This is a genomic window from Alteromonas sp. ABH4_452, assembly GCF_056311825.1.
The window spans coordinates 3,140,893-3,164,330 of sequence record NZ_CM149973.1 but is presented as its reverse complement, the minus strand read 5'-3'; the positions used below and the strand labels follow the sequence as shown (position 1 = coordinate 3,164,330).

The window sequence follows — 23,438 nt, the reverse complement described above, 5'->3', positions numbered from 1 at the left end:
TGATTTCCCTTTCTTATAAATTCTGATTAGTACGCGTTCTTATTAATAAAACCATTGAATACGGTCATAAATACAATTTTGATATCAAACCAAATAGACCAGCGGTGTATGTAATCTAAGTCGTATTCTACGCGCTGTACCATTTTATTAGTCGTCTCAGTTTCACCACGTAGGCCATTCACTTGTGCCCAGCCTGTGATTCCTGGTTTTACTTTATGGCGTAACATGTAGCCTGTAATGATTTTGCGGTATTCCTCGTTATGCGCCACGGCGTGAGGGCGAGGGCCTACAATCGACATGCGACCTTGCAGAACATTAATAAACTGCGGAAGTTCATCTAAAGAAGTTCTTCTCAAGAAACCACCAATCTTAGTTAAACGCGCGTCATTTTTAGTGGCCTGCTTTACAACCGCACCGTTATCTTGCGTGGTCATAGACCGGAATTTGTAAACCGTAATTTGTTTACCATCTAAACCGTAACGCTTTTGTTTAAAAATTACGGGCCCTTTAGATGTAAGCTTAACTGCTGCTGCAATTGCTAACATGGGGAGTGATATAAGCATTAGAATCAAAGTACTTAAAACTATATCTTCTAAACGTTTCAGTACGTCGCTTGCGCCTTGGAATGGTGTATCGTAAACGCTAAGCGCTTGCACGTTTCCTACTGTCTGCCATCTAGCATTCAGTAAGTTATACATGAAGAAATTAGGAATAACATAAACGTTTGCCGTTGTATCACTACACTGTTCTAAGATGCTACGAATTCGGTTTTCTGCACTCATCGGAAGGGCAATGTATATGTAGTCAACTTCGTTGCGCTTTGCCATTTCAATCGCAGCTTCTATATTTCCAAGCACTGCGCCTTGCATTTCGTGTGGCAGTCTTTCAGGTTCTCTGTCATCATAAAGCCCGTTGAACTTAATACCTAAATGCTCGTTTTGTTGTATCTGAAGTGCGACATTTGCACCAAGCTGAGTGGCACCAATAATAATAGAGCGACGTGAGTTCAAGCCACTTTTACGAATGCGAAAAAGGAACTTACGCATTACAAATCGCCACATTATTAATACAACAAATGACGAAGCGAACCATAATAGAATTGCAGGTGGTGGGGTCTTAATCTCCTGAACAAAAAAGTACCCCATAGTCATAGTGCCCAAAATACTCAACATCCAGGTAATTGCGGCTGCTCGCAACATTTCTGGTGTTCTATGACCTCGCCATGATCTATAAAGCTCTACGCCTTCTGCTGAAATTTGAAAGCAAATAACATTAATAAATAAAAGAATAAGGCTTGTAGTATCTATCTGCGTTCCATAATAAGCCGCAGACGAATAATAAAGAATGGTGACAAGTGAAAGGTCAATAAGCCTATAAATAGTAGAAAAACCACTTTGGTTTCTAACAACTAAACCACCACTGGTATTAGGTTCTACCGGATGCGCTTTAATCGCTTTATTAGATTCTACTCTATTGTCCATTTAGGTAATCTCTAGGTGAAAAGTGAAGGCCGCTATGGATGGCTGGTTTGATTAGCTAACCTGATCCAAGTATTACGTAAATAGTAAAAACAGCTAATACATTTGTATAGTTCCAAGCAATAGTTGTGCCTGAAATCACATGTGCTTTTCGTTGTGATACCAAACGATTGTTCATCGTATTGTTACTTTTGCTATTTGCACAACGTACCCGACTATTGTAACAATATCTCTTCGATATTGTAATTTTATTACACCGTGGAAATTTATTTCGTACTAATTTGGTGCAAAAAGAGTAGAATGATGCGCTTGCGCTTTTCATTCTTTATATAAATACGATAGCATATTATTCAGTTTTTTGCGCAGACACATAGCTGAAACAATACACAGGTACTTTACTGTGTACTTTTGTTACGGCGTGTGAGGCGGTGAATGCTTAACCAATTAGCCAAAGTGTGCTTTTTATTTGGTATTGATATCGTTAAGCAATATTGCAAAGACGGCACGCCTATTGCTCGTACCGTACTTAGATTCGACGTTTCGGTAAAAAACACCAAAATGCTGTAAAAGATGCAGGGTTTTTATTTTAGTTACGACATCTTTGCCATGGTTATAACCGAAGCGACATTAAATTTATTTGATTGTCATTCAAGATAGGTCATCGAAGGAAGGAAAAAACATGTTTAAAAGGACCAAAAGCATTATAGCAATGTCGGTAATTTGCGCCACTCCGACACTATATGCCCAAGAGGCCGGTCGAATTCAAGCAGGGCAGTTCGATTTAATTCCATCATTTACTTCGTCGATGGCTTATGTCGATAACGTAGCGAATGCCAGAGACAATCAAAGTAAAATTTACAGCTGGCGAACAACACTTTCACCCGAGCTGATCGCTGCTACAGAGGTCGACGGAAACCCGATTCAAGTTGGTTATAGGTTAGAGAAAGGAGTTTATTTCTCTAGTGAAAATGATGATTACATTGACCATTTTGTCGAAGCCTCAGGAGACTTTGAACTAAACAGCCGTCATCGCATAAGCGCACTTGCTCAATATGAAGACGGACATGAAGACCGAGGCACTGGTTTTTCGATTGGATCAGGGTTAGATATATCGACACCAGACACTTACAAAAGCAGCAATTTATATGGCGAATATACTTACGGCGCTGCTACAACTGATGGCATGATTACGTTAAAAGCGCGTCGTCAAACCCTTGATTACGATAGAACTGAAGACGCTTATATTACTCGTGACCGCGCGAAAAATATGGTCGGCGCTGAATTTGGTTACCAGGTTGGTTCTGCAACCAGTATGGTTGTTGATGTAACGAAAACTTTCGTAAAATATGATGAACAACTTGGTTTAGTTACTCGTGACAATGATGAAACCCGTATACTTGTTGGTGTTGTATGGGAGAGTACCGCTGCAACTACCGGTTTTGCGAAAGTAGGTTATAAAGAAAAAGATTTTGATGATGAATCTCGTGGTACTTTCTATGGTACCGACTGGGAGGTTGGTATTGATTGGCAACCTGTTAGCTATTCAACGGTAAGAATCTCTACCAGCGCAGATACGTTTGAAACCAACGGTGAGGGTGACTTCATTCGAGGTCAAAATTATAGTGTGCGATGGAACCATGATTGGTTAGAGAGAGTCAGCACGTCTTTCAGCGTTACGCAGCAAAATGACGAATATGTATTCAATGAAATAGATATTGTTAATAGGGATGACGAATTGATGAACTACTCTGCAGCGCTAAATTATCAAGCACGTAGATGGTTAAAATTCAGCACTTTTTATCAGTACACAGATAGAGATAGTAACAGAGATACTATTGGCTACGACAAAAGCGAAATTGGTGTAACAGTAGAGGTAACACTGTGAAGCAAAAAGCGGTTAGCTTATTTTCATTAATATTTTTACTTTTTGGCTCGTTACAAGTAATGGCCCAAGAGGGCAATTTAAGTATGAGCCAATATCAGTTGGGCTCTGGTGATAGAATTCAAATAAGCGTTTTTGGGCAAGAAGACCTTTCAATGGAAGTTCGCCTGCCAGATGTAGGTACTATCAACTATCCATTTCTTGGCGAAATTAAGCTTGTAGGTCTAACTGCAGCCCAAGTAGAGCAGCTTATTTACGACGGTTTACTAGGGGATTACCTTGTTAACCCATCGGTATCTGTTGCTATTGTGGAGTATCGTCCGTTCTTTATTGATGGCGAAGTTAAGCGCCCTGGCGGTTATGCTTATCAACCAGGGTTGTCGGTAAATAAAGCGGCGGCGTTGGCAGGCGGGTACACCGAACGTGCAGCGCGAGACAAAATTACCATCATTCGCGAAAAAGACGGCAGAACTAACGAGTTCACAGTAACGGTTAGCGACATGATCCAGCCCGGTGACATTATCACCATTAATCAGCGTTTCTTCTAATTCATACGTAGCGTTCAGGAATAAAAATGGCAGTAAATAGCAGGGAAGAGTTAAACGCCGGTGTGTTTGAAAATGAAACCATCGACATTGCTCACTATTTAGGAATTATAAAGCGTTACGCATTTCGTATTATTTCGCTAGCAATTGCGTTCACAATACTCGTGGCGCTTTTGGTAATGCGCATGACGCCTATGTATACCTCTACCACCACTATTTTGGTAGAAGCAGACAAAGCAAATGTTGTTTCAATTGAAGAAGTCTATGGCTTAGATACTAAGCGTAAAGACTACATGCAAACTCAGTTTGAAATACTGCAGTCGCGCCAAATTGCAGAGCGTACGGTGGAAAGCTTGTCATTATGGACTAATGAAGAGTTTATGCCAGCCAAAGAAGAGCCGGGTATTGTCGACCAGCTTAAAGCCAGCCTTCTAGAAGCATTACCGTTTTTGCCGCAGGAAGATCCAAAAGAGCTTACCGAAGAGCAAATTTTAGCGGGTAAAAAGCGTAAAGCTACTTCTTTATTGATGAGAGCGTTATCCGTGGAAATGGTAGATAACACGCAAGTAATGCGTATTACCGTTACTACAGAATCTCCGCAGCTGTCGGCTGAATTAGCTAATGCAGTTACCGATGTGTACATTGAGAACTACCTTCAAGCTAAGCTAGATATGACGGCAAAAGCGACGTCTTTTCTTACAGAAAGTTTAGAAGGGTTGAAGCAAAAGCTAGACGTTGCTGAACGTAACTTGGCGAAGTTCTATGAAGAAAACCAAGTGGTAAACATCGATGGTGTAGTCGGTTTAGCTTCTGAAGAACTAGAGCAACTAAGTAAGCAGCTATTAGATGCACAGACGGCGCTTAAATTAAACGCGGTTATTTACAAACAAACACGTAATGACGTTTCATTAGATGACATTGCACGCTTGCCTGAAGTACTTAATCACCCGACTATCAGAGACGTTCGCCGCGATGAAGCTAAGGCGATGACGCGCGTAAGCGAGCTTAGCAATGTATACGGCCCGAAACACCCGCGAATGATTGCTGCAAATGCCGAGCTCTCATCAATTAGAGAAACTTTAAGCGGCCAAATACGTGACCTTATCAAAAGTATTACAACGCAATACGAAGTGTCTGAAGATAGGGTAGCCCAATTAGAACGAGAAGTGTCTCGTGCAAAAGCTGAATTCCGCGACCTATCCGCATTGGATAATCAGCGCAAAGCCCTTCAGCGCGAAGTTGACATTAACCAACAACTATACAATTCATTTTTCACACGCTTAAAAGAAACAGATGAGCTAGGTGGCTTTGAGTCTGCAAACGCGAGAGTATTGGATGAAGCACTTCCAAACTATGTGCCTTCAAAGCCGAACAAAAAATTGTTGATTGGCGCAGCTTTCGTATTCAGTGTTGGCTTTGGTGTGTTCTTAGCTATTGCGATGGAAACGCTTAATAGTGGCATTCGCTCGGTAGAAGACGTAGAGCGTAAGCTAGGGCAGCGTATGTTAGGGCTAATTCCTTGGCTGCCACATAAGAAAAAGACCGATTTGCCAGTTCGTTCATTCTTCGACGGTAAAAAGCATCAGTTTGCTGAATCTGTGCGTACACTACGTACCAGCTTGTCGTTGCTTAATTTAGATAAAGAGCAACAGGCAATAATGGTAACCTCTAGTGTGCCTAAAGAAGGTAAAACAACGGTTTCTATTAACTTAGCGTTTGCCTTAGGACAGCTAGATAAAACTATTCTTATCGATGCAGACTTACGTCGCCCTTGTGTAGGTAAACAATTTAATATTCCGAACTATCAGCCGGGCGTAGCAAACCTTATTTTGAAGTCTCACACGTTAGATGAATGCTTGGTTAGAGATGAAGAATCTAATATCGACATCTTATCTGCAGGTACTATCCCTTCTAACCCGCAGGAGCTATTGTCGGATAAAGGTTTCAACGAGCTTATTGAGCTGTTAAAAACACAGTATAAGTACGTTGTAATTGATACTGCACCTACTCAAGCAGTAAGCGATTCTATGGTTATTGCTAACTCATGTGACTCAGTTATTTATGTTGTGCGTGCTGACAGTACCAGTGAAAAGCTAATCAATAATGGGTTGTCTCGCTTCTTGCAAGTAGGTCATCGCCTTGATGGTGTAGTACTAAATCAAGTAGACTTACGCAAATCAGGAGCAGCACAAAGGTACGCTGGGTTTTATGACCAATATGGGTATACCAGTCATAAAAACAGCTAACAGCATTTATTGATAGACTTACATAGCCACATATTACCTGGCATCGATGATGGTGCCAGGTCTTTAGACATTGCCTTGGAAATGGCGCAGCAAGCCGTAGATGGCGGTGTTCGCCATATGGTTTGCACACCACATATACATAAAGGCTACTTCGACAATAGGTTACAGTCTATCGAACAAACTTTCTTAGAGTTTCAAAAAGAAGTTAATCGCGCATCTATTCCCCTTTCTCTTTCTTTTGCCGCAGAAGTGCGCGTGAACGAGCTAATTCCTATTTGGTACAAGCAAAAAGAACTGCCTTTTTTAGGCGAATACAAAGGCAAGCATATCCTGTTACTGGAAATGCCACATAGCCATATACCGCAAGGCTTGGAAGTGCTTATAAAATGGCTTTTGAAAAATAACGTACAGCCACTTATTGCACACCCAGAGCGCAATCGCGAGCTGTTAGCCGAGCAGCACAAATTTAATTGGCTGCAGCGACAAGGCTGTATGTTTCAAGTTACCGCAGGTGCGTTAACAGGCCGCTTTGGCGAAAAGGTAGAAGACTTTGCATTAGCTATGATGCGAAACAAAGCGTTTCATGTTGTAGCGTCAGACACTCACGACCTTGTACGCCGGCCTAACGATATGGGTGCCGCTTATGAAGTTGTGTCGGCATTCAGTGATGAATTTGCGCAAGAAGTTTTTGTAACGCGGCCTGGTGGGATAGTGTCGTTTGACCAAAAAAATGAACCGATCAATGACTAGCAGTTTACTCAAAGCATTCACAAACAACAGCTTAATACTGAAGTGGGTAATGGTGCTGCTTGCCGGTTTCTGTTTTTTGTGGAGCTTCCAGCTTTTCATTGCGGGTAATGCATATTACAGCGTTAAAAATGACATTGAGGGTTGGCAACTAAGCCCTGACACAGCTTCAATCAAGAGAATTGACAGGGGCCTAAATAAAATTAGCAGCGCTATCGATTACTTCCCCGATAACGCTCTGTATTATCAGATACAAGGGCAGCTATTCGAGTGGAAAGCCGTTGTTGAAAAGAGAAGTAAAGAATCCGGCGATGCTGAATTAGGCTTAAAGAGCCATAGTGATAACTTAAACAATGCGGCACAAAGCTATGAAAAAAGCCTGCTATTGCGGCCTAGCTGGAGCGGCAGCTGGATTGGCTTGGCATCTGTAAAGCTGCTGCGTGATGAATTAGATGATGAGTTTTATCATTACCTAAAAAATGCGAAGCAAGCCGGCCCACAAGATGCCATAGTGCACAAGTTTATTGTGGAGTTCGGTTTAGAGATGTTTAATGCAAGGTCTATCCACTACGTAAAAATTAAAGAACAATTGAAACAGCATTTGAACTTAGGCCTTCAAAACCCGCTAAGCAGAGATTTTGTTTTAAAGGCAATGCAAAAGCACAATGCGAGTGAAACCGTTTGTAGGTGGTTGCGCGACGCCAGTTACCCAGTTCGAAAACGTATTCCTAAATGTATAACTTATGATTAGCTAGCCTTTTCCATTTAGCCAATCCCACAAGCCTAATGAAAACCCTTCAAAAAGATTAATACCCAGCCAGCTTTTTAATATATACAGCAGCACTAAGCCTAGCACTAACGAAACGCACAAAAACAGGGCAATAACCGCTGCCATCACCAGTTTGCCTATGCGGCTTTCTGTACGCGATAGGTCGCGCTTATCTCGGCCTGCCAGTAAAACGAAGTAATATCGGCTTCGCAGTAAACCTATAGTGCCTCTTACATCAACTTTGTGGCTGCCCCATCGCCGGCCGGCAAGGGCTGTGTTTAAGTGAAACAGTTGGTCGTCAGTAAAAGAATTGGCAACATTTTTAGGCATACGTTCCAGCATATGTTGAACGTTTGGCTCTTCTTTTATCGGTCGCTTTATCTTTAATACCACACAAATCCCCTTGTGTTATAAAACCAATGTCGGTTATTTATCTTGCTTTCCCATAGGTATATCGCGGCTTAACGCACCTAGCGCTAACAGTATAATAAATATAGCGGTATTTGCTGGCGCTTGTAGAGGAAAGTCTACCGTACTGTGTAATGCCATCCCTATAGCCGCCATAACAGCGGCAAAGGCTGTTCCCCTAGGCAGTGGATGTCTACGGTGTCGCATTGCGCTTAGGGCGCTTTTCGCGCACAGCAATACAAGCACGGCTATAATGGCTGCGCCTACTATGCCAAACTCAATAGCAAACTGAAGGTATTCGTTGTGAGCATGATCGTAAAAGTGCTGAATAGATTCACTTTGTACCTGAGGGTATACCGTATAAAAGGTGCCCCCGCCTGTACCTATAATCCCATATTCAGAAAGAAGGGGCAGGGCATCAGTTACAACTTCATCTCTGCTTTCTTGGGTTAAGTTGGTTTGTTCTAAACGTTGCTGAACCTGCTTAAGTCCAAATAGGCTACTAACAATAAGAATGTCGATTACCAACATACTGATAAATAACACTACATAGCTTTTTTGGCGCGGTTTAAAGTAAATTAAGCCCAGTGTGGCGGTAATAGTCATGGCTATGAAAAAGGCGCTGTTACCCATCCTAGAGCGAGACATAACTAACGCAATAACCATAATAATAATGCCAATACGAAACAGCACTTTATTGCTTAACCAAAAGCGCACTATTCTACGTAATCGCTCTCTAGGGCTAGAACCGCTTCGAATACGTAAACTCGCTATCATGTAACCAATAGCAGCGCTTAAACATAGCAAAAGAAAGTTAGCGTAGTGATTCTTATACACAAAACTTCCCGTGGCAATATGCGAAACAGGCAACTTAAAGACCAAGCTATACTGTAAGCCAGACAATACTTCTAACGAACCATATATAGCTTGAAATACGCCAGCAGCACTTATCACTATCAATATATATCGAAGTCGCTTGCCTGTATTAACCAAAGTCAGCGTTATAAAAAATAAGAAACAATAGGCGAGTGATTTAAAGAATATAACGTCGCTTTGGCCCACATCGAAGCTAAGAGGTAGCCATAGCGAACTTATACTTTCCATGCCCTGAATATTTCCATTAAGTAGAAAATTAACGCGTTCGGGACGCAGAGCTTCAATCAAAGAAAAAGGCAGAGGGACTATATTGATAAGCTGCCAGGTTAAAAATACTAACCATACTATTACCAGCAGTTTGTATTGTGCGTATAGCTTTGAAAGTAGAGATTTGTGCGTAAGTAATAAAATGCCGCCAAGAAAGAAAACCGACATTTGCATTAGTGCCCACGCCCACGGGCGGTTGGCACCTAATGATAAAGGTAACCAGAATAAGGTAAACAAAAGAAAACCGAAAAGAAACTTTTCGGTTTTCCGGGTATTGAAAATAGGCACTTACAACGTACTAGCTTAACAGTCTAATGAGAGGACTCTTTTAGTTAGCTGAGATAGTGGTATCGCCACCGCCAGCGCCAGCAGCTCCTGTACCTACACCTAGCGGAGAAAACGTATTGCCAGCCGCGCCCGCAGCAGTTGCAGTTAGGGTACTAGGGTCTACACCCGCATTGATAACCGCTAATAGCGCGTCTTCTTCGCTTATAACCTGCATCTGAAGGGCAATGTTATAAATCTCATTAGCGTCTTCTGGGAACATCAAAATAGCAATTGTAACAACCTGCGAAGCCTGTTCTGGCAGTGCTGTAAAACCTGCTATAGCAAGTTCAAAGCCGGTGGCGTTATCATTCAAAAGGCCCACCAATGATTCGAAAGCATTCTGATTTTCACCTAAATAAGCCATAGCTGATGCATCAAAAAATAGTGCTTCATCAAGCACGGTCTGGCTTACTTCACTAGCTGCTTGCTCAACCGCGGCACCCTCTTCAATTTCAGTAACCAAAAGGTTTCTAACTTGTAGGCCTGGTACGCTGCCTTCTTGTGCAAAAGAAACTGTCGAAAAAGCGATTAAAGCGCTTAAAAGCACAGATAAAAAAACGTTGCTACGCATAACTTATCCTTAGATTAAAAACGTCGGGTTAGCTTCTTGCTAACGCCATATGGCCATATTGTACAACAAGTGAACGTACAAGATCTCGCTTTTGTTGTACATCTATTTACTTTTGCTTATTTTACGCGTGTATTAAAACTGCCACAGCGAAGGTTTCGCGAAATAAAACCCTTGTTGATATGAAACATCTAACTTTGACAAAGCGACACATTCCGCTTCATTCTCAACAAGTTCAGCAATAATGTTAATACTTAACCCACGAGCGATACTCAATAAACTACTTACAAACAGCTGACTGTCTTTGTCTGAGTGAATATCTTTCGTAAGTTTGCCGGAAATTTTTACAAAATGAGGCTGAATAGCCCTCAACCCGACTAACGATGCAAGATTGTCTCCAAAATGTTCAATGGTAATCTTGCAGCCTAAACTAACCAGTGACTTGCAAAACGATACCGCGTCGTTCTTGTGGTGTATTAACGCAGAATCTTCTAATTCAAAGATCAAATAAGTGCATAGCGCTTCATTTTGGTTCAGTACACCTAATAACCACTGTCTAAATGAAGCGTTGGCTAGCGACGCATTCGCAATGTTAATGGCAACGTTACGTTTATCTTTTGCTAATTTATTAAGCACTAGGCTTACCACTAACTTATCTACCTCAGGAATTAAGTTCAAGCGCTCTGACGCTGGAATTAATTGAGTCATAGGAATAGGGTTGCCAGTATCTTTATCTTTAAATCGTGCGAACGCCTCGAAATAAGCGGGCGTGTTTTGGTCAACGTTCATTACAGGCTGAATGAGTATATCGGCGTACTGCTGGTGTAATATTTGGTTTAAACGCTCTTTCCACGCCGTATTGCTGTGAATATGAGAAAGCTCAGAGGCAAATTGCCAGCCATTGGGTTGCTTGGTAGCTGCCATAAGCGCGCTATCAGCGTTTTCCATAATTTCAGAAAAGGATTGTTGGTCATTAAATTGCGCTGCACCTATCCATACTGCCTTACTGCCATCTTTAAGCGGGTTATAGTGAGACAAAGTGGCATTAAGTACCTGAAGGTGCGCTTCACATTCTTGCTTTGTCATAGCCTCTGTAACCAATACAAAATCAGCGCCCGATACCCTAAACAAAAATGATGTTTCTTGAATACTAGATGAGAAGTTTTTAAGCTCTTCAGCTACCCCCGTAACGTACTTATCGCCATCTTGTGCACCTAACGTCATGTTAATAGCGTTTAGTTGTGCAAGACGTATTAAAATTACATAGCCTTCATCCGAAGTGGCAGTTTTACTTAGTAGTGCGTTCATATGGCGGGTGAAAGCGTTTCTATTTTGCACACCGGTAAGACTGTCTTCAAAAGCTTGAATTCTGAACTGCTCGGCCTTTTGGGTTAACTCTTTAAACATTACTTCAACAGAGGAAGAAAGCCTGTTTACCGCCTGAGTTATAAAAGAAAGTTCTTTCGTAAAAGGCTTGTAGTTAATGTGAGAAAACTTTTGGTTTTGAATATCTTCAATTTTGTTCACTACAATACGAAGGGGCTTTGTAATGGCAGTAATGATAAACAGTAGGGCAATATAGGCAAACACGAAGGCTGCAAAAAACATAAAGGCACTTTGCTTAACACTTTCCCACAAGGTTTCATTGGCAAGCCCTGGATGACTTTGAACCGCCAGCTCACCCGCCATCGTCCAACCGTTATTCAGTTCAGTTTTCTCTACTGGTGGAGTAACTTCCACAATGTTAGTAAACCAGTCTGGCACCGTATCAATGGTATTAGGGTTGCGCCTTTCAATCAGTAAATTGCCTTCCATGTCGGTAATGGTTATGTATTGATAAAAACCTCTATCGAAAATAGCGTTTACCATGGTTTCGGCTACCGCAATACCGTTGTCTTCACTTAAATATGGGGTAATAGATAGCCCTAACGAAGTCGCGGTATCTTGCGCGTGGGTGGCAAGCTGCTCGTTTACATATTCTCTAGTTAGCTTAACGTTTATTATGAAAGAACCAGCAAAAACCAGTATCAAAAAAACGAGTAAGCTTGTACTTAGTTGGGTAGATAGTCTCATTATTCTTCTTTATCTCCGTACATAACGCGGTCTAGCCGCTCTACCATATCGTCCCACATCTTCATTGGGCCGCTTCCCCTCAGCTTACGGCCCGTTCCCATAGCTTTTGCAGCCCATAAGCCGTTACCATTAAAGCTATAAATAGGTGACAAATCTCTTCTTTTATTAGCAGGCAATATACGCCTATTTATATTATCCAAAACAAGTGGAATAGAGGTTGGGGTTTCATAATACGCCAAAACCATGTGGGGTTGGCGTAATTCTAAGGCGGTTACATACATTAATCGCAACTGTTGTTCAGGGACGCCAAGTTCAATTAAAGAGAAGTATTTGGCAATAGTGTAGTCTTCACAGTCGCCCGCACCAGTAGAAATGAACTCTATTGGTGTTGCCCAATAATCTTTTTGTTGCCAGTGAACAAGGTCGTCTACAAAATCAAAACGGTTAAAAAAGCGGTTTATCTGGTAAAGCTTTTCGTCTAGATCATCACTTTGTAACTCAGCAACCAATTGTCGCCATTTAGCAACGTCTTCTTTTGCTTCGCTGCCATAAACTGAGTTAATGCGTGCATAAACTTGCGGTGTGAATACGGTTTTTTGTTGGGCAATGGGTGAGGTAACAGTCAGTAAGGTAAGACCTACAACAACAGCCGTGCGAACAGCGGTTAGAATGCTGCGCAAAGCTGATTGGGTAAGAAATGGAAAACAAAAACGTTTCTTTTGGTGCAAACCGTGGGTACTTTATGCAATAGATTAAGGCAAGTGTAAAAAATCTTTCACTACCATGCGATAGCATAGCTTGCCTACCAATAAGACAATGATGGCAAACTTATTAAGAACTTGAAAGGCATTTTGGAAGCCAAGAAGTTTTTTTGTTTGTTATTGATCTTTTTGGCACATTTTATGTTTAACCTATCTTCGAATAGAGTTTTGAACATATAAGTACAGAGTGTGGGTTATGAACTTGCACACCTTCTGGTATCATTACCAAGCTTTGTAGTAAATTTACAACGAAAAGGAACTTTCATGGAGTACTCAGCGCGTCCAGCGGTGTTTATCATTAATTCACTTGAAGGCGGTGGCGCTGAACGAGTAATGGTTAAACTGTTAACCATAATGCAATCTTATTTCGTTGCTAAAAACATTCCTGTACATCTAATTCTGCTAGACGACTTGCCAGAATCTCAAGTTTGCCCCGAGTACGTTGATAAAATAGTACTTAATTCCCACGGCAGTTTAGTTTCAGGTTATCAACAGCTTAAGCCTGTTTTGGCAGAACTAAACCCCGAATATTGCTTTAGCTTTTTAACGCGAAGTAACTTCTTGAACGTTACGTTAGCCAAACGCTTAAAGTTTAAAGCTATAATAAGCGAGCGGGTTAATACAACAAGCCACCTATCTGGCGGCCTAAAGGATAGTGTAAGCCGTTTGTTAGTTCGTTTGCTTTACAATAAAGCCGACAGCGTAGTAGCTGTATCTGAAGGTGTAAGAGCTGACCTTATCGATAACTATTCAGTATCAAGAGACAAGGTATCGGTGTTGTACAACCCTTACGATATCGACCAACTTCAGGTTCAAGCGTCAGAAAGTGTATCGGACCTACCGGCTAAACCTTACATTATAGGGGTAGGGCGCTTAGTTAAGAATAAAAACTTCTCTTTACTAATTAACGCCTACGCCAAGGCAAAAATAGCAGAAAACTTGGTGATTTTGGGCGTAGGCGATGAAGAAGCCAACCTTAAAGCGCAAGCTAAGGAACTAGGAATTGATAGCAAGGTTCAGTTTCTTGGCTTTAAAGCAAACCCATACCCTTATTTAAGTAATGCCGAATACTTTGTAAGTACGTCGAATGCTGAAGGATTTCCCAACGCCATTGTTGAAGCTATGTGTTTAGAAAAAGCAGTAATAGCAACAAACTGTGAGTCGGGCCCTGCGGAAATTATTGCCGAACAATATCCTTACAGAGTAACTGGCGCTAGTGAGGAAAAAAACGGTATTCTGTGTGAGTTAAATAACGCTGAAGGTGTTGCAAGCGCGTTAAGCTCATTCAGTGATGAAACTGTTCGGGTATCTTACGCTGCTAAGAGTAAAAGCTGTGCACAGCAATTTTCTTACAATGCCTTTCAAGAAAAAGTAATAGCCATTATTGAAAAGGTTTGTAAATAAACATGTTCGAAGGGTTAAAGGTAGTTGTTGGCCTAATAAGCTTCATTATGGTGTATCGCACCATAACGGGGAACTGCAATAAATATTTAGCGTTTGCTATTTGCGCTATTTGGCTGCGATTCTTTTTGTCAGCGTTTCATACTATTACTTACCCTTCTTTGGTAGCGGGTTTTTCGATTAATGCGCTTTCAAGTATATCGGTCGCAGGGCTTGGACTTTTCTTTCTGCCGTTTGCAGTATTTACCTTACGTAAACTACTTCCTTTCTACTTTCTGTTTCTTGCCATTGCAATAAGTGGCTTCGTCAACATGTTGATTCCAGGCACTATAAACGTCTTAGTTAAATGGTGTTATTTCTTGGTGTTAACTGGGGCTATATTTTTATCTGTAAGGGCTCAAGGTCACAGCGTTACTTTCAAAAAGTTATTAGTGTGCTTTTTTATGCCTGTAGCAATGCAAGTGCTGTCTATAGTGCTTGGCGAAGTGAAAGCTACAGAGAATGATGGTTCGGCAAGCTATATTGGGGGGTACAACCACGAAGCAGCTTTTTCTATGATAATAGTTAGCTTCATATTTGTACTTGGGTTAACAGAAAGACATGCTATTAGGTTTCGAACTACACTTTTTACGATAGCGGTTTTTCTACTCATACTCGTTAATTACAGAACCGCAGTCTTAACAATCTTACCTATTGCTGCAATTTTCTATTATTCGTTGGTAGAACAGCGTTTAAAGCCTTCCCAAAAAGCCCCTGTTTTAACAGTGGTTTCTATGATGCTAATTTTTGTTTTCGTTGCGCTTTCTTTTACGATGAGGGAAAGGTTTGCTGACGTTGGAACGTTAGCATCGAACTTAGACCTAATATTTAAAGCACCTGCTTATTTTACTGAAGCTGAGAAAGACATAATGTCTTCAAGAGTATATTTGTGGAGCCAATATATAGATGCGCTGACAAATTCAGACTTGCTTCAACAATTGCTTGGTTATGGACCTGAGGCGTGGAATGGTGTTTTTAAGCATTACGCACATAACACTTATGTTTCTTACTTTTATGAATACGGATACATAGGGCTGTTCTCGTTTCTTTTCCTATGCTCGTATTCTTTGATTATTACCGCTGGTGTAAAAGACAAACGCTTGTCAAAAATCTTACCACTATCTTTAATTGGCTTTTTAACAATGAATTTAGCAACAATGCCACTATGGAATATAGAAGGGTTAATATTCTTCGCGATTTTGATAGGCGTTTCTTTAGGTAATACTGCCCCAGCAAAAGCGCGGTATAGTTTTAGAAACCAATTAGCACTATTAACTACAACGGATTAGTTTTATGAAGATTTGCGCAATAGGTCTACGCGGTATTCCAGATGTTATGGGAGGGATAGAGTCTCATTGCCAACAGCTTTACCCTAAAATGGTAAGGCAAGGTGCAGAAGTTACGGTTCTGGCGCGCTCGCCGTATGTAAGTCAGAAGCGATATGAATATGAAGGTGTGGAAGTTATTAGTGTTTGGGCACTAAGGCACAAATTGCTAGAAACCTTCTTGCATACCTTTATAGCGATTATTTATGCCAGACTTTTTGTAAAACCAGATATTGTGCATTTGCATGCTATAGGACCGGCTCTATTTACGCCCTTAGCTCGAGTACTTGGTATGAAGGTAATGGTTACTCATCATGGGGCAGACTACGACAGGCAAAAATGGAGTCCATTCGCTAAAAAGGTACTAAAGTTTGGCGAAAAGATGGGGATCACCTACGGAAATAGAGTGTTGGTAGTGGGGCGAAGCTTAAGTGAACAGCTTAAACATAGCTTTCCCAAACACTCAGATAAAATTAGTTTTGTACCTAACGGTATGCTACCTACGCTTACAGGAAAGATAACGCCCGACTACCTACCAAAAGATTTAGATATTAGCGCGGCTAGTTATATTTTAACTGTTGGTAGGCTAGTTCCCGAAAAGGGTTTTCACGACCTTGTAGAAGCTTATAAACAATCTAACGTTTCACCAAAATTAGTAATTGTTGGTGATGCAGATCATGAAGACGACTATTCGAAAAGTTTAAAACGTTCGGCAAGTGCAAACATTATATTTGCCGGCAGGCGTTCAGGAGACGAATTGAAAGCATTATATCAGCATGCTTCAGTGTTTGTTTTACCATCGTACCATGAAGGTCTTCCAATTGTAGCGTTAGAGGCGATAAGTGCTGGTAGTAAAGTGTTATTGAGCGATATTTCACCCAATATTGATATAGAAGCACCTGCCGATAGCTATTTTCAAGTGGGGAACGTTGAAGAGCTTTCTGTAAAATTATCTACCTTATCGAGCCTAAACCTAAGTCTTGATAGAGAGGAATTTTTAAATAAGTATAACTGGGAAAGTATAGCTACAACAACGTTCGGTCATGCTAAAAATTTGGTATCATAACGTGAGTTAAAATTTTATTCATTGCAGTTAGAAGGGAATCTATTTGGATATTTCAGTTGTAATCACTACGTGTAATCGGCCGGCTTTCTTAAAGGAAGCGTTAGAAGGTATAGCAGCGCAAACATGTAAACCAAAAGAAGTCATTATCGTCAATGACTGCTCTGATATTTCATACGAATCAGTTTTAGATGCTATTAAAAAAGTAAATGCGAAACACATTCTCTTGAAAGAGAGAAGTGGCGCTAACAGAGCTAGAAATATCGGTATCGAAGAATGTTCTGGCGAAATTATAGCTTTTTTAGATGACGATGACATTTGGCTACCAGAGTATTTGAATGAAATTTTGGCTCAGTACCAAAGCGGAGCCGATGCGGTAGTTGCTGGATTTAAGCAACTGGGAAAAGAAAATGTTGTTGTTATTAACAGTGATGTAGAAGTAACGAAAACATCATTGTTACGTGGAAACACATATTGTGGAATGTCTGGGTTTAGTTGCTGCAGGAAAGTTTTAGAAAAGCTGCAGTTCGATGAAGCTCTGCCCAACGGACAAGATTGGGATATGTTTGTGAGGTTATTCACGAAAGGAATGGATTTTAGGAACATTCCAGAGGCACTGTTTTTATACCGCTTTCAAAATGAAGATGGAATTGGAGCCAAAGTGCGTAAATTAGCTCCTAAAGATATTTACCCTAGGTTAGCTTCTGCATACAAGCATAAGGATTTTTTAGGCGATTACTGGTTTAAAAAGCGTGTAAGTGAGCAAGTACTCTTTTCGTTAAAACACAAAGAAGATAAAAAAAGGTGGATTTCTCTATCAATAAAGCTTGTCGGTTTCAAAGCTACGGTAAACTTTTTCTTTAGAGCTTTGCGCAGAAAAGTATTGAAAAAACCTATGGCGATATAGTGTATTTAGTTGGAATAAAAGCGAAGGAAATAACTAAGTTGGGATTAGCGTAATGAAGCAGGAAAGTATGCAAAAAGCTTTTATGTATCCACCAAGAAGTCAAAATGAGTTTCTAGACTTAAATAAAAAAGCACTCCATAAGTTAGGTTACGATGTTCAGCCTACAGATTTAACTTTTATTAGATATTTATTATCCCACCCTAAGAAAGCCATTGTGATTTTGAACTGGGTTGAAGATAGAGTATATGGCAGGTCGTATAAGACTACTGTTCAGTATTTTTTTAAAATGGTTTTATTAGTCATCTTTTCAAAAATATGTGCGAAAAAAGTGATTTGGATAAAGCATAACTTTCGGCCCCATAATAGCAAAGGAAGCACTAAGCGCTTCGATTTTTTATGCAAGTTATATTCATTGCTAAACATTCCTCCAATATCACTAGAGAGTTACTTTTCTTCTCCGTCTCTTATTCATCCGTTGTATAAATCTAACAATGAACTTATTGAGGACGATGAAGAAACAGAGCAAGAAAATACGATAGATGTGTTGTTTTTTGGTGGGATAAAGCCCTATAAAAATTTGGATAAAGTTCTTCTCGACTGGCCTTCGTCACTTTCCTTGAAAATAGCGGGGAAGTGCTCTGATTTATCTTACACTCGGAAGTTAGAAAAGATAATTAAAGAACGAGGCCTAAACGTTGATTGGGATAATCGCTTTCTTTCAGGTGATGAGTTGAATGGAATGTTGAAGGCATCAAAGTTTGTCCTATTACCTCATTCGGATAACACTATGATAAGTTCAGGGTCTTTTTATCATGCTATTGGTGAAGGGTGTAACGTTCTAGTGAATGCAAGTCAGTTTGGAAGAGTCAAAAGTGAGCAGCATTCATTTGTTCATCTAGTAGATATTGGGAAAGTTTCAAAGGATTTGCTGCAAACTATTTTTGTATCTAAAAGAGAAGTTCGCAAAGAGGTGTTAGCTTGTTACGGTGAAAACCGAGTAGTCGAAGCTTGGAATACGGTTATAAATAATGCCTAGAGTATTGGACGAAAATAGAATGAATTCAGATAACGGTGCTTCCCTATATCCCCCACAAGTAAGCGTTTTAATACCAGTTTATAACGATATTGATAGAGTGGGCCTTTGTATAGAAAAGCTAAGATCCATGGCTTTTCCTAAAGATGAATATGAGGTGATTATTATTGATAATGGTTCATCTGACGGTACCTACGAATTTCTTCAAAAATTAGTTTCTGAATTAGATGATAAAGCGTTTCGCCTTATTCAATGCCTCACACCCGGATCTTATGCAGCCCGAAATGAAGGGTTGAAATTAGCTCAAGGTGAATTCGTGGCATTTACAGATTCCGATTGTTTAGTGTCTGAAAATTGGCTTCATAGCCTACTTGATTGTTGGAAAGCGCAAAGTGGAAGGACTGTGGTCGCTGGAAAAGTATCGTTTTTCTCAGATAGCGCAAAAAATACTGAACAATGTGCTCTAGACTTTGAAAACATGTTTTCTATGAAACAAGATCAGAACGCAAAAAACGGCAAGTGCATAACTGCAAATTTGTTTTGTACAAAGCAATTACTTGAAACACACGGCGGGTTTAACGAAAAGTTAAAATCTGGCGGGGACGTTGAGTTTAGTCAGCGAGTAGTGAGCTCAGGTGGCAAAATTGTATATTCAGAAAAAGCCGAAGTTTTTCACCCATCGCGCAATAAAGAAGAGTTGTTAATCAAACGAAAGCGTGTAGTAGGAGGGACTTGGGACGCAGAACTTTCAAAGGCTAGCATAGGACGTAAACTACGATTTTGTGTTGGTTTAGTTAAAATGTTTTTAGGGCGAACAAAGAAGACTTTTATGAATGCTAGTTTTCCTTTCAAACGTAAGGTAAGTCTTACATGGCTACTTTTTTTAATCTTTCTCACCAGCATGAGCGAGTTCCTCCAGCTTCAATTAGGAAAAGAAGCAAATAGAACTTAATTAATAGTTTCGTAAACCCCCTTCCAGTTAAATTATTGAGAAATAAATGTCGCTTAAGAAAAAAGCTACAAAAGGTAGCATTTGGACGTCTTTAACAAGAACAGGGATCAACGTCGTTGATTTTCTTGTATATGCCTATCTGGCACGAGTCCTAACTTTAGAAGAATTCGGTTTGGCTGGTTTCTGTTTTCTGTTCATTGAATTCGCCAATACGCTTGTAAATGCGGGGGTTAATCAGAATCTAGTTCAAAGAGACAAGTGGGAAGACAGATACGCTGCCAGCACAATGACGTTCGTTGCTGGTATGGGAATGATAGTTGTATTAGGAATTCTGGGTATAGGTGCGCCTATTGCTTATTACTCTTATTCAGAATTAGCTGCTTGGGTTGTTGCCAGCCTCGCCCCAATTACCCTAGTCACAAGCTTACAGGTTGTGGTAAGTGGTAAACTACTTCGCGAATTTAAAAACAAACAAATGGGCGTAGCAAAGTTCTGTGCGACCCTAATCTCTGCTGTGACGATTATAGTATTGGCCGAAAATGGTTATGGGCTTTGGGCGCTAATTATCGGAAAATTGGTTAACGCAATAGTCCAATATTTTCTTCTGCTTTATGTAGCTAAATTCAAACCTTATTTTCACTTTAACAAAAGTGACAATAAGGAGTTGATCAGCTTTTGCCTGCCCCTTTTCGGAATGACAATAATGAACTTTCTTCACCGAAAAGCTAGCAACATGTTTACTGGGATCGTTTTAGGCCCGGCTAGTTTTGCATTACTAGCTGCGGCGCAAAAAGGCTCATTAATAATAAATCAAGTTACTATGAGTTCTATTAATTCTATGGTTGTGCCAAGTTTTTCGAGAGTGAAAGACACAGAAAACCTCGGAGATTTGTATATTAAAATGGTAACAATTACGGCATTGTTAGTCTTACCAATTTTTATGGGATTAGCTGCAATAGCAGACCCGTTTGTTACGATAGCTTTCGGGGAAAAGTTTTCCCCCAGTGCTGAATATATGGTGATAACTTCGTTTGCTATGTTTCCAAGTGTAGTGGCTTGGTTTCTGCCTAACCTACTAATAGCTCGGGGAAAAACTAAAGACGCATTCTATCTTACTTTACTAAATTTGTTTGCAAGCATAGTCGTCGCAGGGGCCACGATTTGGTTTGGTATAAAAATTATGCTTATTAGCACAGTGATAGCAGGTTTTATTTCATTACCTATAAGACTTTTGATAACTAAAAAGCACGTACCATTAAATTTAAAGCGCTTGTTTATCTCATTAATGCCACCGTGTTTTTCTTCATTAGGAATGTATCTGTGCTTAATACTCTTGAAGCCCCACTTAACTTTATGGATTGCAAACGATATTTTGCTAATAATGGCTTTGGTCGTTTTCGGTGTAGTAGTTTATCCATTGATCTATTCAATAGTATTTTTTAAGTCGGTGAAAAGAAATTTAGAAGAGTTGAAAATAATGTTTCTTAAATAAATCTTTTAATAAAAGAGGTATTAAAAGTGCTAGAAAATTAGAACCTCCCAAACTCTAAATATGGGATATCTTCCAGATAAAAGCTTTCGTTAAAAGAACTTGTTATAAATTGGCAATGAAGGAGTATGAGGAAATGAAACATAGTCAGCGATTACAATACTTGCTGAAACATCCGCAGCTCGTATGGAGCAGGCCAAGAAGAGTATTCATGCTCAGCCACATGAGAAGCAGATCATCATTACTTTCTCATATACTGGGGTCTAATGAGGAAATTAGAGGTTACAGCGAGCTTAGTATTAGATACAAGCGAGCTTTTTCGCTTCTAGATCAAAAAATAGCTTTGCACCAAGATGGGCTCAGATTTGATTCATCAAAAATTCTTTTTGATAAGATCCTCCATAAAAGTTACGATTTTAAAAACAGCGAAGAATTAGATAGTGCTAGTTCCACTATTATTATAATGACACGACAGCCGGTAGCTACAGTCAAAAGTATTGTCACTATGGGAAGAAAGCATGGTAATCAAAAATATAGTGACGTTAACTGGGCGTGTGAATATTATTCTCAACGGCTCAGTTCACTTACAGACTATGCTAAAGAGCTAGATACATTTTTTTATCTTGATTCAGATGATATCGTTAGGGAGACAGATAGAACGCTAGCGCGGCTATCGAAAGTCCTAAACTTAAAAGTACCTTTATCAAATGAATATTCTTCATTTAATAAAACAGGTAAAGAAAAGTCAGGTGATACTTCCGAAAACATTAAAGCTGGTAAAATTGTTAGAACAAGGGAAAATAGCGATGTCGTTGTTCCAAGTACCCTTGAAGCAAAGATAAACGAGCAATATTCTAATGCCGTACAGGTAATGAAAGAGCTGGGATCAAGCTAATAATAGATAATATAATTCTCGATTGAAATGTAGATAGAAATAGCATTCGCTGACCTTAAACTATGATAATAGGCGAAGCCCAAGATTTTCTTTGCAATTATCTTTGATTCTTCAAGTTAGTATACGTGAATTGTTATGCTAACTTGATTTTTTTCAAATTTGTCCAGTTCAATCTCTCATTGCTTCTTACAAGAAACTGATAGTTTACTAAGCTCTAGCTATTTTATTCTTTCTTTTTTTGAATTTATCCCTAATTAAATAGTAAGATTTTGATAAGAATTTCTTGTAAGTAAATTTACTATTAATTTTTTTCAGCATCGTACCTACATATACTAAAGAAAATAACGTCTTCAGGCTAGACTCGTTACCTAAGTGGTTGTTGTAGACAGTGTATAGGTGCTTGAGCATCGATGCTTTACAAATGTAAGACAAATTTGAAACGAGAGCTTTGCTAGCGACTATACGTTGTTTTTCATTGTTTTTAGATGTGATGCTATTTGGATGAATTCTGTATTTAAACAACACTTTGTTTATAATACCAACTTCTGTAATGCTAACTAATCTTGTCCATAGTTCGAAATCTTCTGCGAGGCAGTAAGCTTTATCATATTGAATATCACTCTTTTTTAATTTTGTCATATCAAACATTACAGTAGGATGGCAAACTGGACAGCCAAAGAGTAACTCTACCGGTTCAAGCTTTCGCGATTTAGTGGAAACTTTTTCCCTAAGTTTTCTTCCATTTTCATCGATATATTCAATACCAGTAAATAGTAATCCAATATTATTATGTTTCCGTAGATACTCTACTTGCGTTTCAAGTCTTGTACTCAGGCAAATATCATCTGCATCCATTCTTGCAATATAATCGCCACGACTAATCTCTATCCCTTCGTTTAGAGTTGCTATCAACCCTCGATTTTCCCTAGATATTAGCCGAATTCTGGCATCTTGAAATTTCTCTATTATTTCTCTAGTTCTATCAGAAGAACCGTCGTCGATTATAATAATTTCTAAATTCCCATAAGTCTGGCTGCAAACGCTTTCTAGAGCTTCTTTAATGTATAACTCCGCGTTGAAAGCGGGAATAATTACAGAGATAAGTGGAGAAGTAGATTCCATTATTTTCCTTTTAATTTTAAACCTGAACCAAACTGTTAAGTTCTTATTTATCACATAGAGATAATGGGTATGCAATTAATAGCCCATTTTCAGTAGTCTAGTAAAAACGATCATCATGAGCACAAAAAAATAACACGAAAGCTTGAAGGCGTTTTGTCTAATTCTAGGCAGGGAATAATAAGTTTAATGCAAAAAGTTTCACGTATATTTAAGTGGAGAATGATATGCAAATTTTTTATTTACTAAAGCAGAAATAAAAAAGGCT

21 protein-coding genes are annotated in these 23,438 nt (G+C 39.7%); 14 read left to right on the top strand and 7 right to left on the bottom strand.

All coding sequences use genetic code 11. From position 1 onward, the window contains the following. Window positions 1–26: 26 nt before the first annotated feature. Entirely contained in the window at window positions 27–1,481 is a 1,455-nt protein-coding gene (locus ACYX4N_RS13520) for an undecaprenyl-phosphate glucose phosphotransferase (protein WP_476054388.1), read from the bottom strand. A gap of 429 nt (window positions 1,482–1,910) precedes the next feature. Here ACYX4N_RS13520 and ACYX4N_RS13515 point away from each other — a divergent pair, with 429 nt between their 5' ends. The 6 genes from ACYX4N_RS13515 to ACYX4N_RS13490 all read left to right on the top strand — a co-directional run bounded on the left by ACYX4N_RS13515 (window position 1,911) and on the right by ACYX4N_RS13490 (window position 7,649). After that, on the top strand, window positions 1,911–2,045 hold the full coding sequence (locus tag ACYX4N_RS13515) for a hypothetical protein (RefSeq protein ID WP_476054387.1): 135 nt from the start codon (window positions 1,911–1,913) through the stop codon (window positions 2,043–2,045). A gap of 112 nt (window positions 2,046–2,157) precedes the next feature. Then, complete coding sequence (locus ACYX4N_RS13510; RefSeq protein ID WP_476054386.1) at window positions 2,158–3,363, top strand: outer membrane beta-barrel protein; 1,206 nt, start codon at window positions 2,158–2,160, stop codon at window positions 3,361–3,363. Between the two features lie 59 nt (window positions 3,364–3,422). Next, entirely contained in the window at window positions 3,423–3,908 is a 486-nt protein-coding gene (locus ACYX4N_RS13505; protein WP_162889845.1) for a polysaccharide biosynthesis/export family protein, read from the top strand. A gap of 26 nt (window positions 3,909–3,934) precedes the next feature. Continuing rightward, on the top strand, window positions 3,935–6,151 hold the full coding sequence (locus ACYX4N_RS13500; RefSeq protein WP_476054385.1) for a GumC family protein: 2,217 nt from the start codon (window positions 3,935–3,937) through the stop codon (window positions 6,149–6,151). Between the two features lie 9 nt (window positions 6,152–6,160). Next, window positions 6,161–6,901: a tyrosine-protein phosphatase gene (locus ACYX4N_RS13495; RefSeq protein WP_476054384.1), complete on the top strand. Its 741-nt coding sequence runs from the start codon at window positions 6,161–6,163 to the stop codon at window positions 6,899–6,901. Beyond that, the gene (locus ACYX4N_RS13490; RefSeq protein WP_476054383.1) at window positions 6,894–7,649 is read left to right on the top strand and encodes a VpsP family polysaccharide biosynthesis protein; all 756 of its coding nucleotides are present in this window, start codon (window positions 6,894–6,896) and stop codon (window positions 7,647–7,649) included. The genes ACYX4N_RS13495 and ACYX4N_RS13490 overlap by 8 nt, the downstream gene beginning before the upstream one ends. Here ACYX4N_RS13490 and ACYX4N_RS13485 read toward each other — a convergent pair whose 3' ends face one another. The 5 genes from ACYX4N_RS13485 to ACYX4N_RS13465 all read right to left on the bottom strand — a co-directional run bounded on the left by ACYX4N_RS13485 (window position 7,650) and on the right by ACYX4N_RS13465 (window position 12,914). Beyond that, entirely contained in the window at window positions 7,650–8,060 is a 411-nt protein-coding gene (locus tag ACYX4N_RS13485) for a 3-phosphoshikimate 1-carboxyvinyltransferase (RefSeq protein WP_476054382.1), read from the bottom strand. Window positions 8,061–8,093: 33 nt separating this feature from the next. Continuing rightward, window positions 8,094–9,500, bottom strand: coding sequence for an O-antigen ligase family protein (locus ACYX4N_RS13480; protein WP_476056450.1), 1,407 nt, complete (start codon window positions 9,498–9,500; stop codon window positions 8,094–8,096). A 46-nt stretch (window positions 9,501–9,546) separates the two neighbouring features. After that, window positions 9,547–10,116: a hypothetical protein gene (locus ACYX4N_RS13475; protein ID WP_269916332.1), complete on the bottom strand. Its 570-nt coding sequence runs from the start codon at window positions 10,114–10,116 to the stop codon at window positions 9,547–9,549. Between the two features lie 132 nt (window positions 10,117–10,248). Further along, a complete protein-coding gene (locus ACYX4N_RS13470; RefSeq protein ID WP_476054381.1) occupies window positions 10,249–12,186 on the bottom strand; it encodes a bifunctional diguanylate cyclase/phosphodiesterase in 1,938 nt (645 codons plus the stop codon). Beyond that, window positions 12,186–12,914 (bottom strand): transglutaminase-like cysteine peptidase, encoded by a 729-nt coding sequence (locus ACYX4N_RS13465; protein ID WP_476054380.1) that lies wholly within the window; start codon window positions 12,912–12,914, stop codon window positions 12,186–12,188. Before ACYX4N_RS13465 ends, ACYX4N_RS13470 begins: the two co-directional genes overlap by 1 nt. A 297-nt stretch (window positions 12,915–13,211) precedes the next feature. Here ACYX4N_RS13465 and ACYX4N_RS13460 point away from each other — a divergent pair, with 297 nt between their 5' ends. From ACYX4N_RS13460 to ACYX4N_RS13425, 8 genes are all read left to right on the top strand, one after another. Then, window positions 13,212–14,351, top strand: coding sequence for a glycosyltransferase (locus ACYX4N_RS13460; RefSeq protein ID WP_476054379.1), 1,140 nt, complete (start codon window positions 13,212–13,214; stop codon window positions 14,349–14,351). 2 nt (window positions 14,352–14,353) lie between these two features. Then, window positions 14,354–15,676: an O-antigen ligase family protein gene (locus ACYX4N_RS13455; protein ID WP_476054378.1), complete on the top strand. Its 1,323-nt coding sequence runs from the start codon at window positions 14,354–14,356 to the stop codon at window positions 15,674–15,676. A 4-nt stretch (window positions 15,677–15,680) separates the two neighbouring features. Next, complete coding sequence (locus ACYX4N_RS13450) at window positions 15,681–16,778, top strand: glycosyltransferase family 4 protein (RefSeq protein WP_476054377.1); 1,098 nt, start codon at window positions 15,681–15,683, stop codon at window positions 16,776–16,778. Between the two features lie 43 nt (window positions 16,779–16,821). Beyond that, window positions 16,822–17,682, top strand: a complete 861-nt coding sequence (locus tag ACYX4N_RS13445) for a glycosyltransferase family 2 protein (protein WP_476054376.1) — start codon at window positions 16,822–16,824, stop codon at window positions 17,680–17,682. Window positions 17,683–17,734: 52 nt separating this feature from the next. Further along, window positions 17,735–18,718 carry a glycosyltransferase family protein gene (locus tag ACYX4N_RS13440; protein ID WP_476054375.1) on the top strand — a complete coding sequence of 328 codons (984 nt, stop codon included), beginning with the start codon at window positions 17,735–17,737 and terminating at the stop codon, window positions 18,716–18,718. Between the two features lie 19 nt (window positions 18,719–18,737). Next, on the top strand, window positions 18,738–19,667 hold the full coding sequence (locus ACYX4N_RS13435; RefSeq protein ID WP_476054374.1) for a glycosyltransferase family 2 protein: 930 nt from the start codon (window positions 18,738–18,740) through the stop codon (window positions 19,665–19,667). Between the two features lie 46 nt (window positions 19,668–19,713). Next, on the top strand, window positions 19,714–21,159 hold the full coding sequence (locus ACYX4N_RS13430) for an oligosaccharide flippase family protein (protein WP_476054373.1): 1,446 nt from the start codon (window positions 19,714–19,716) through the stop codon (window positions 21,157–21,159). 133 nt (window positions 21,160–21,292) lie between these two features. After that, a complete protein-coding gene (locus ACYX4N_RS13425; protein WP_476054372.1) occupies window positions 21,293–22,051 on the top strand; it encodes a sulfotransferase family protein in 759 nt (252 codons plus the stop codon). Window positions 22,052–22,258: 207 nt separating this feature from the next. Here ACYX4N_RS13425 and ACYX4N_RS13420 read toward each other — a convergent pair whose 3' ends face one another. Continuing rightward, window positions 22,259–23,173 carry a glycosyltransferase gene (locus tag ACYX4N_RS13420; RefSeq protein ID WP_476054371.1) on the bottom strand — a complete coding sequence of 305 codons (915 nt, stop codon included), beginning with the start codon at window positions 23,171–23,173 and terminating at the stop codon, window positions 22,259–22,261. Window positions 23,174–23,438 lie beyond the last annotated feature (265 nt).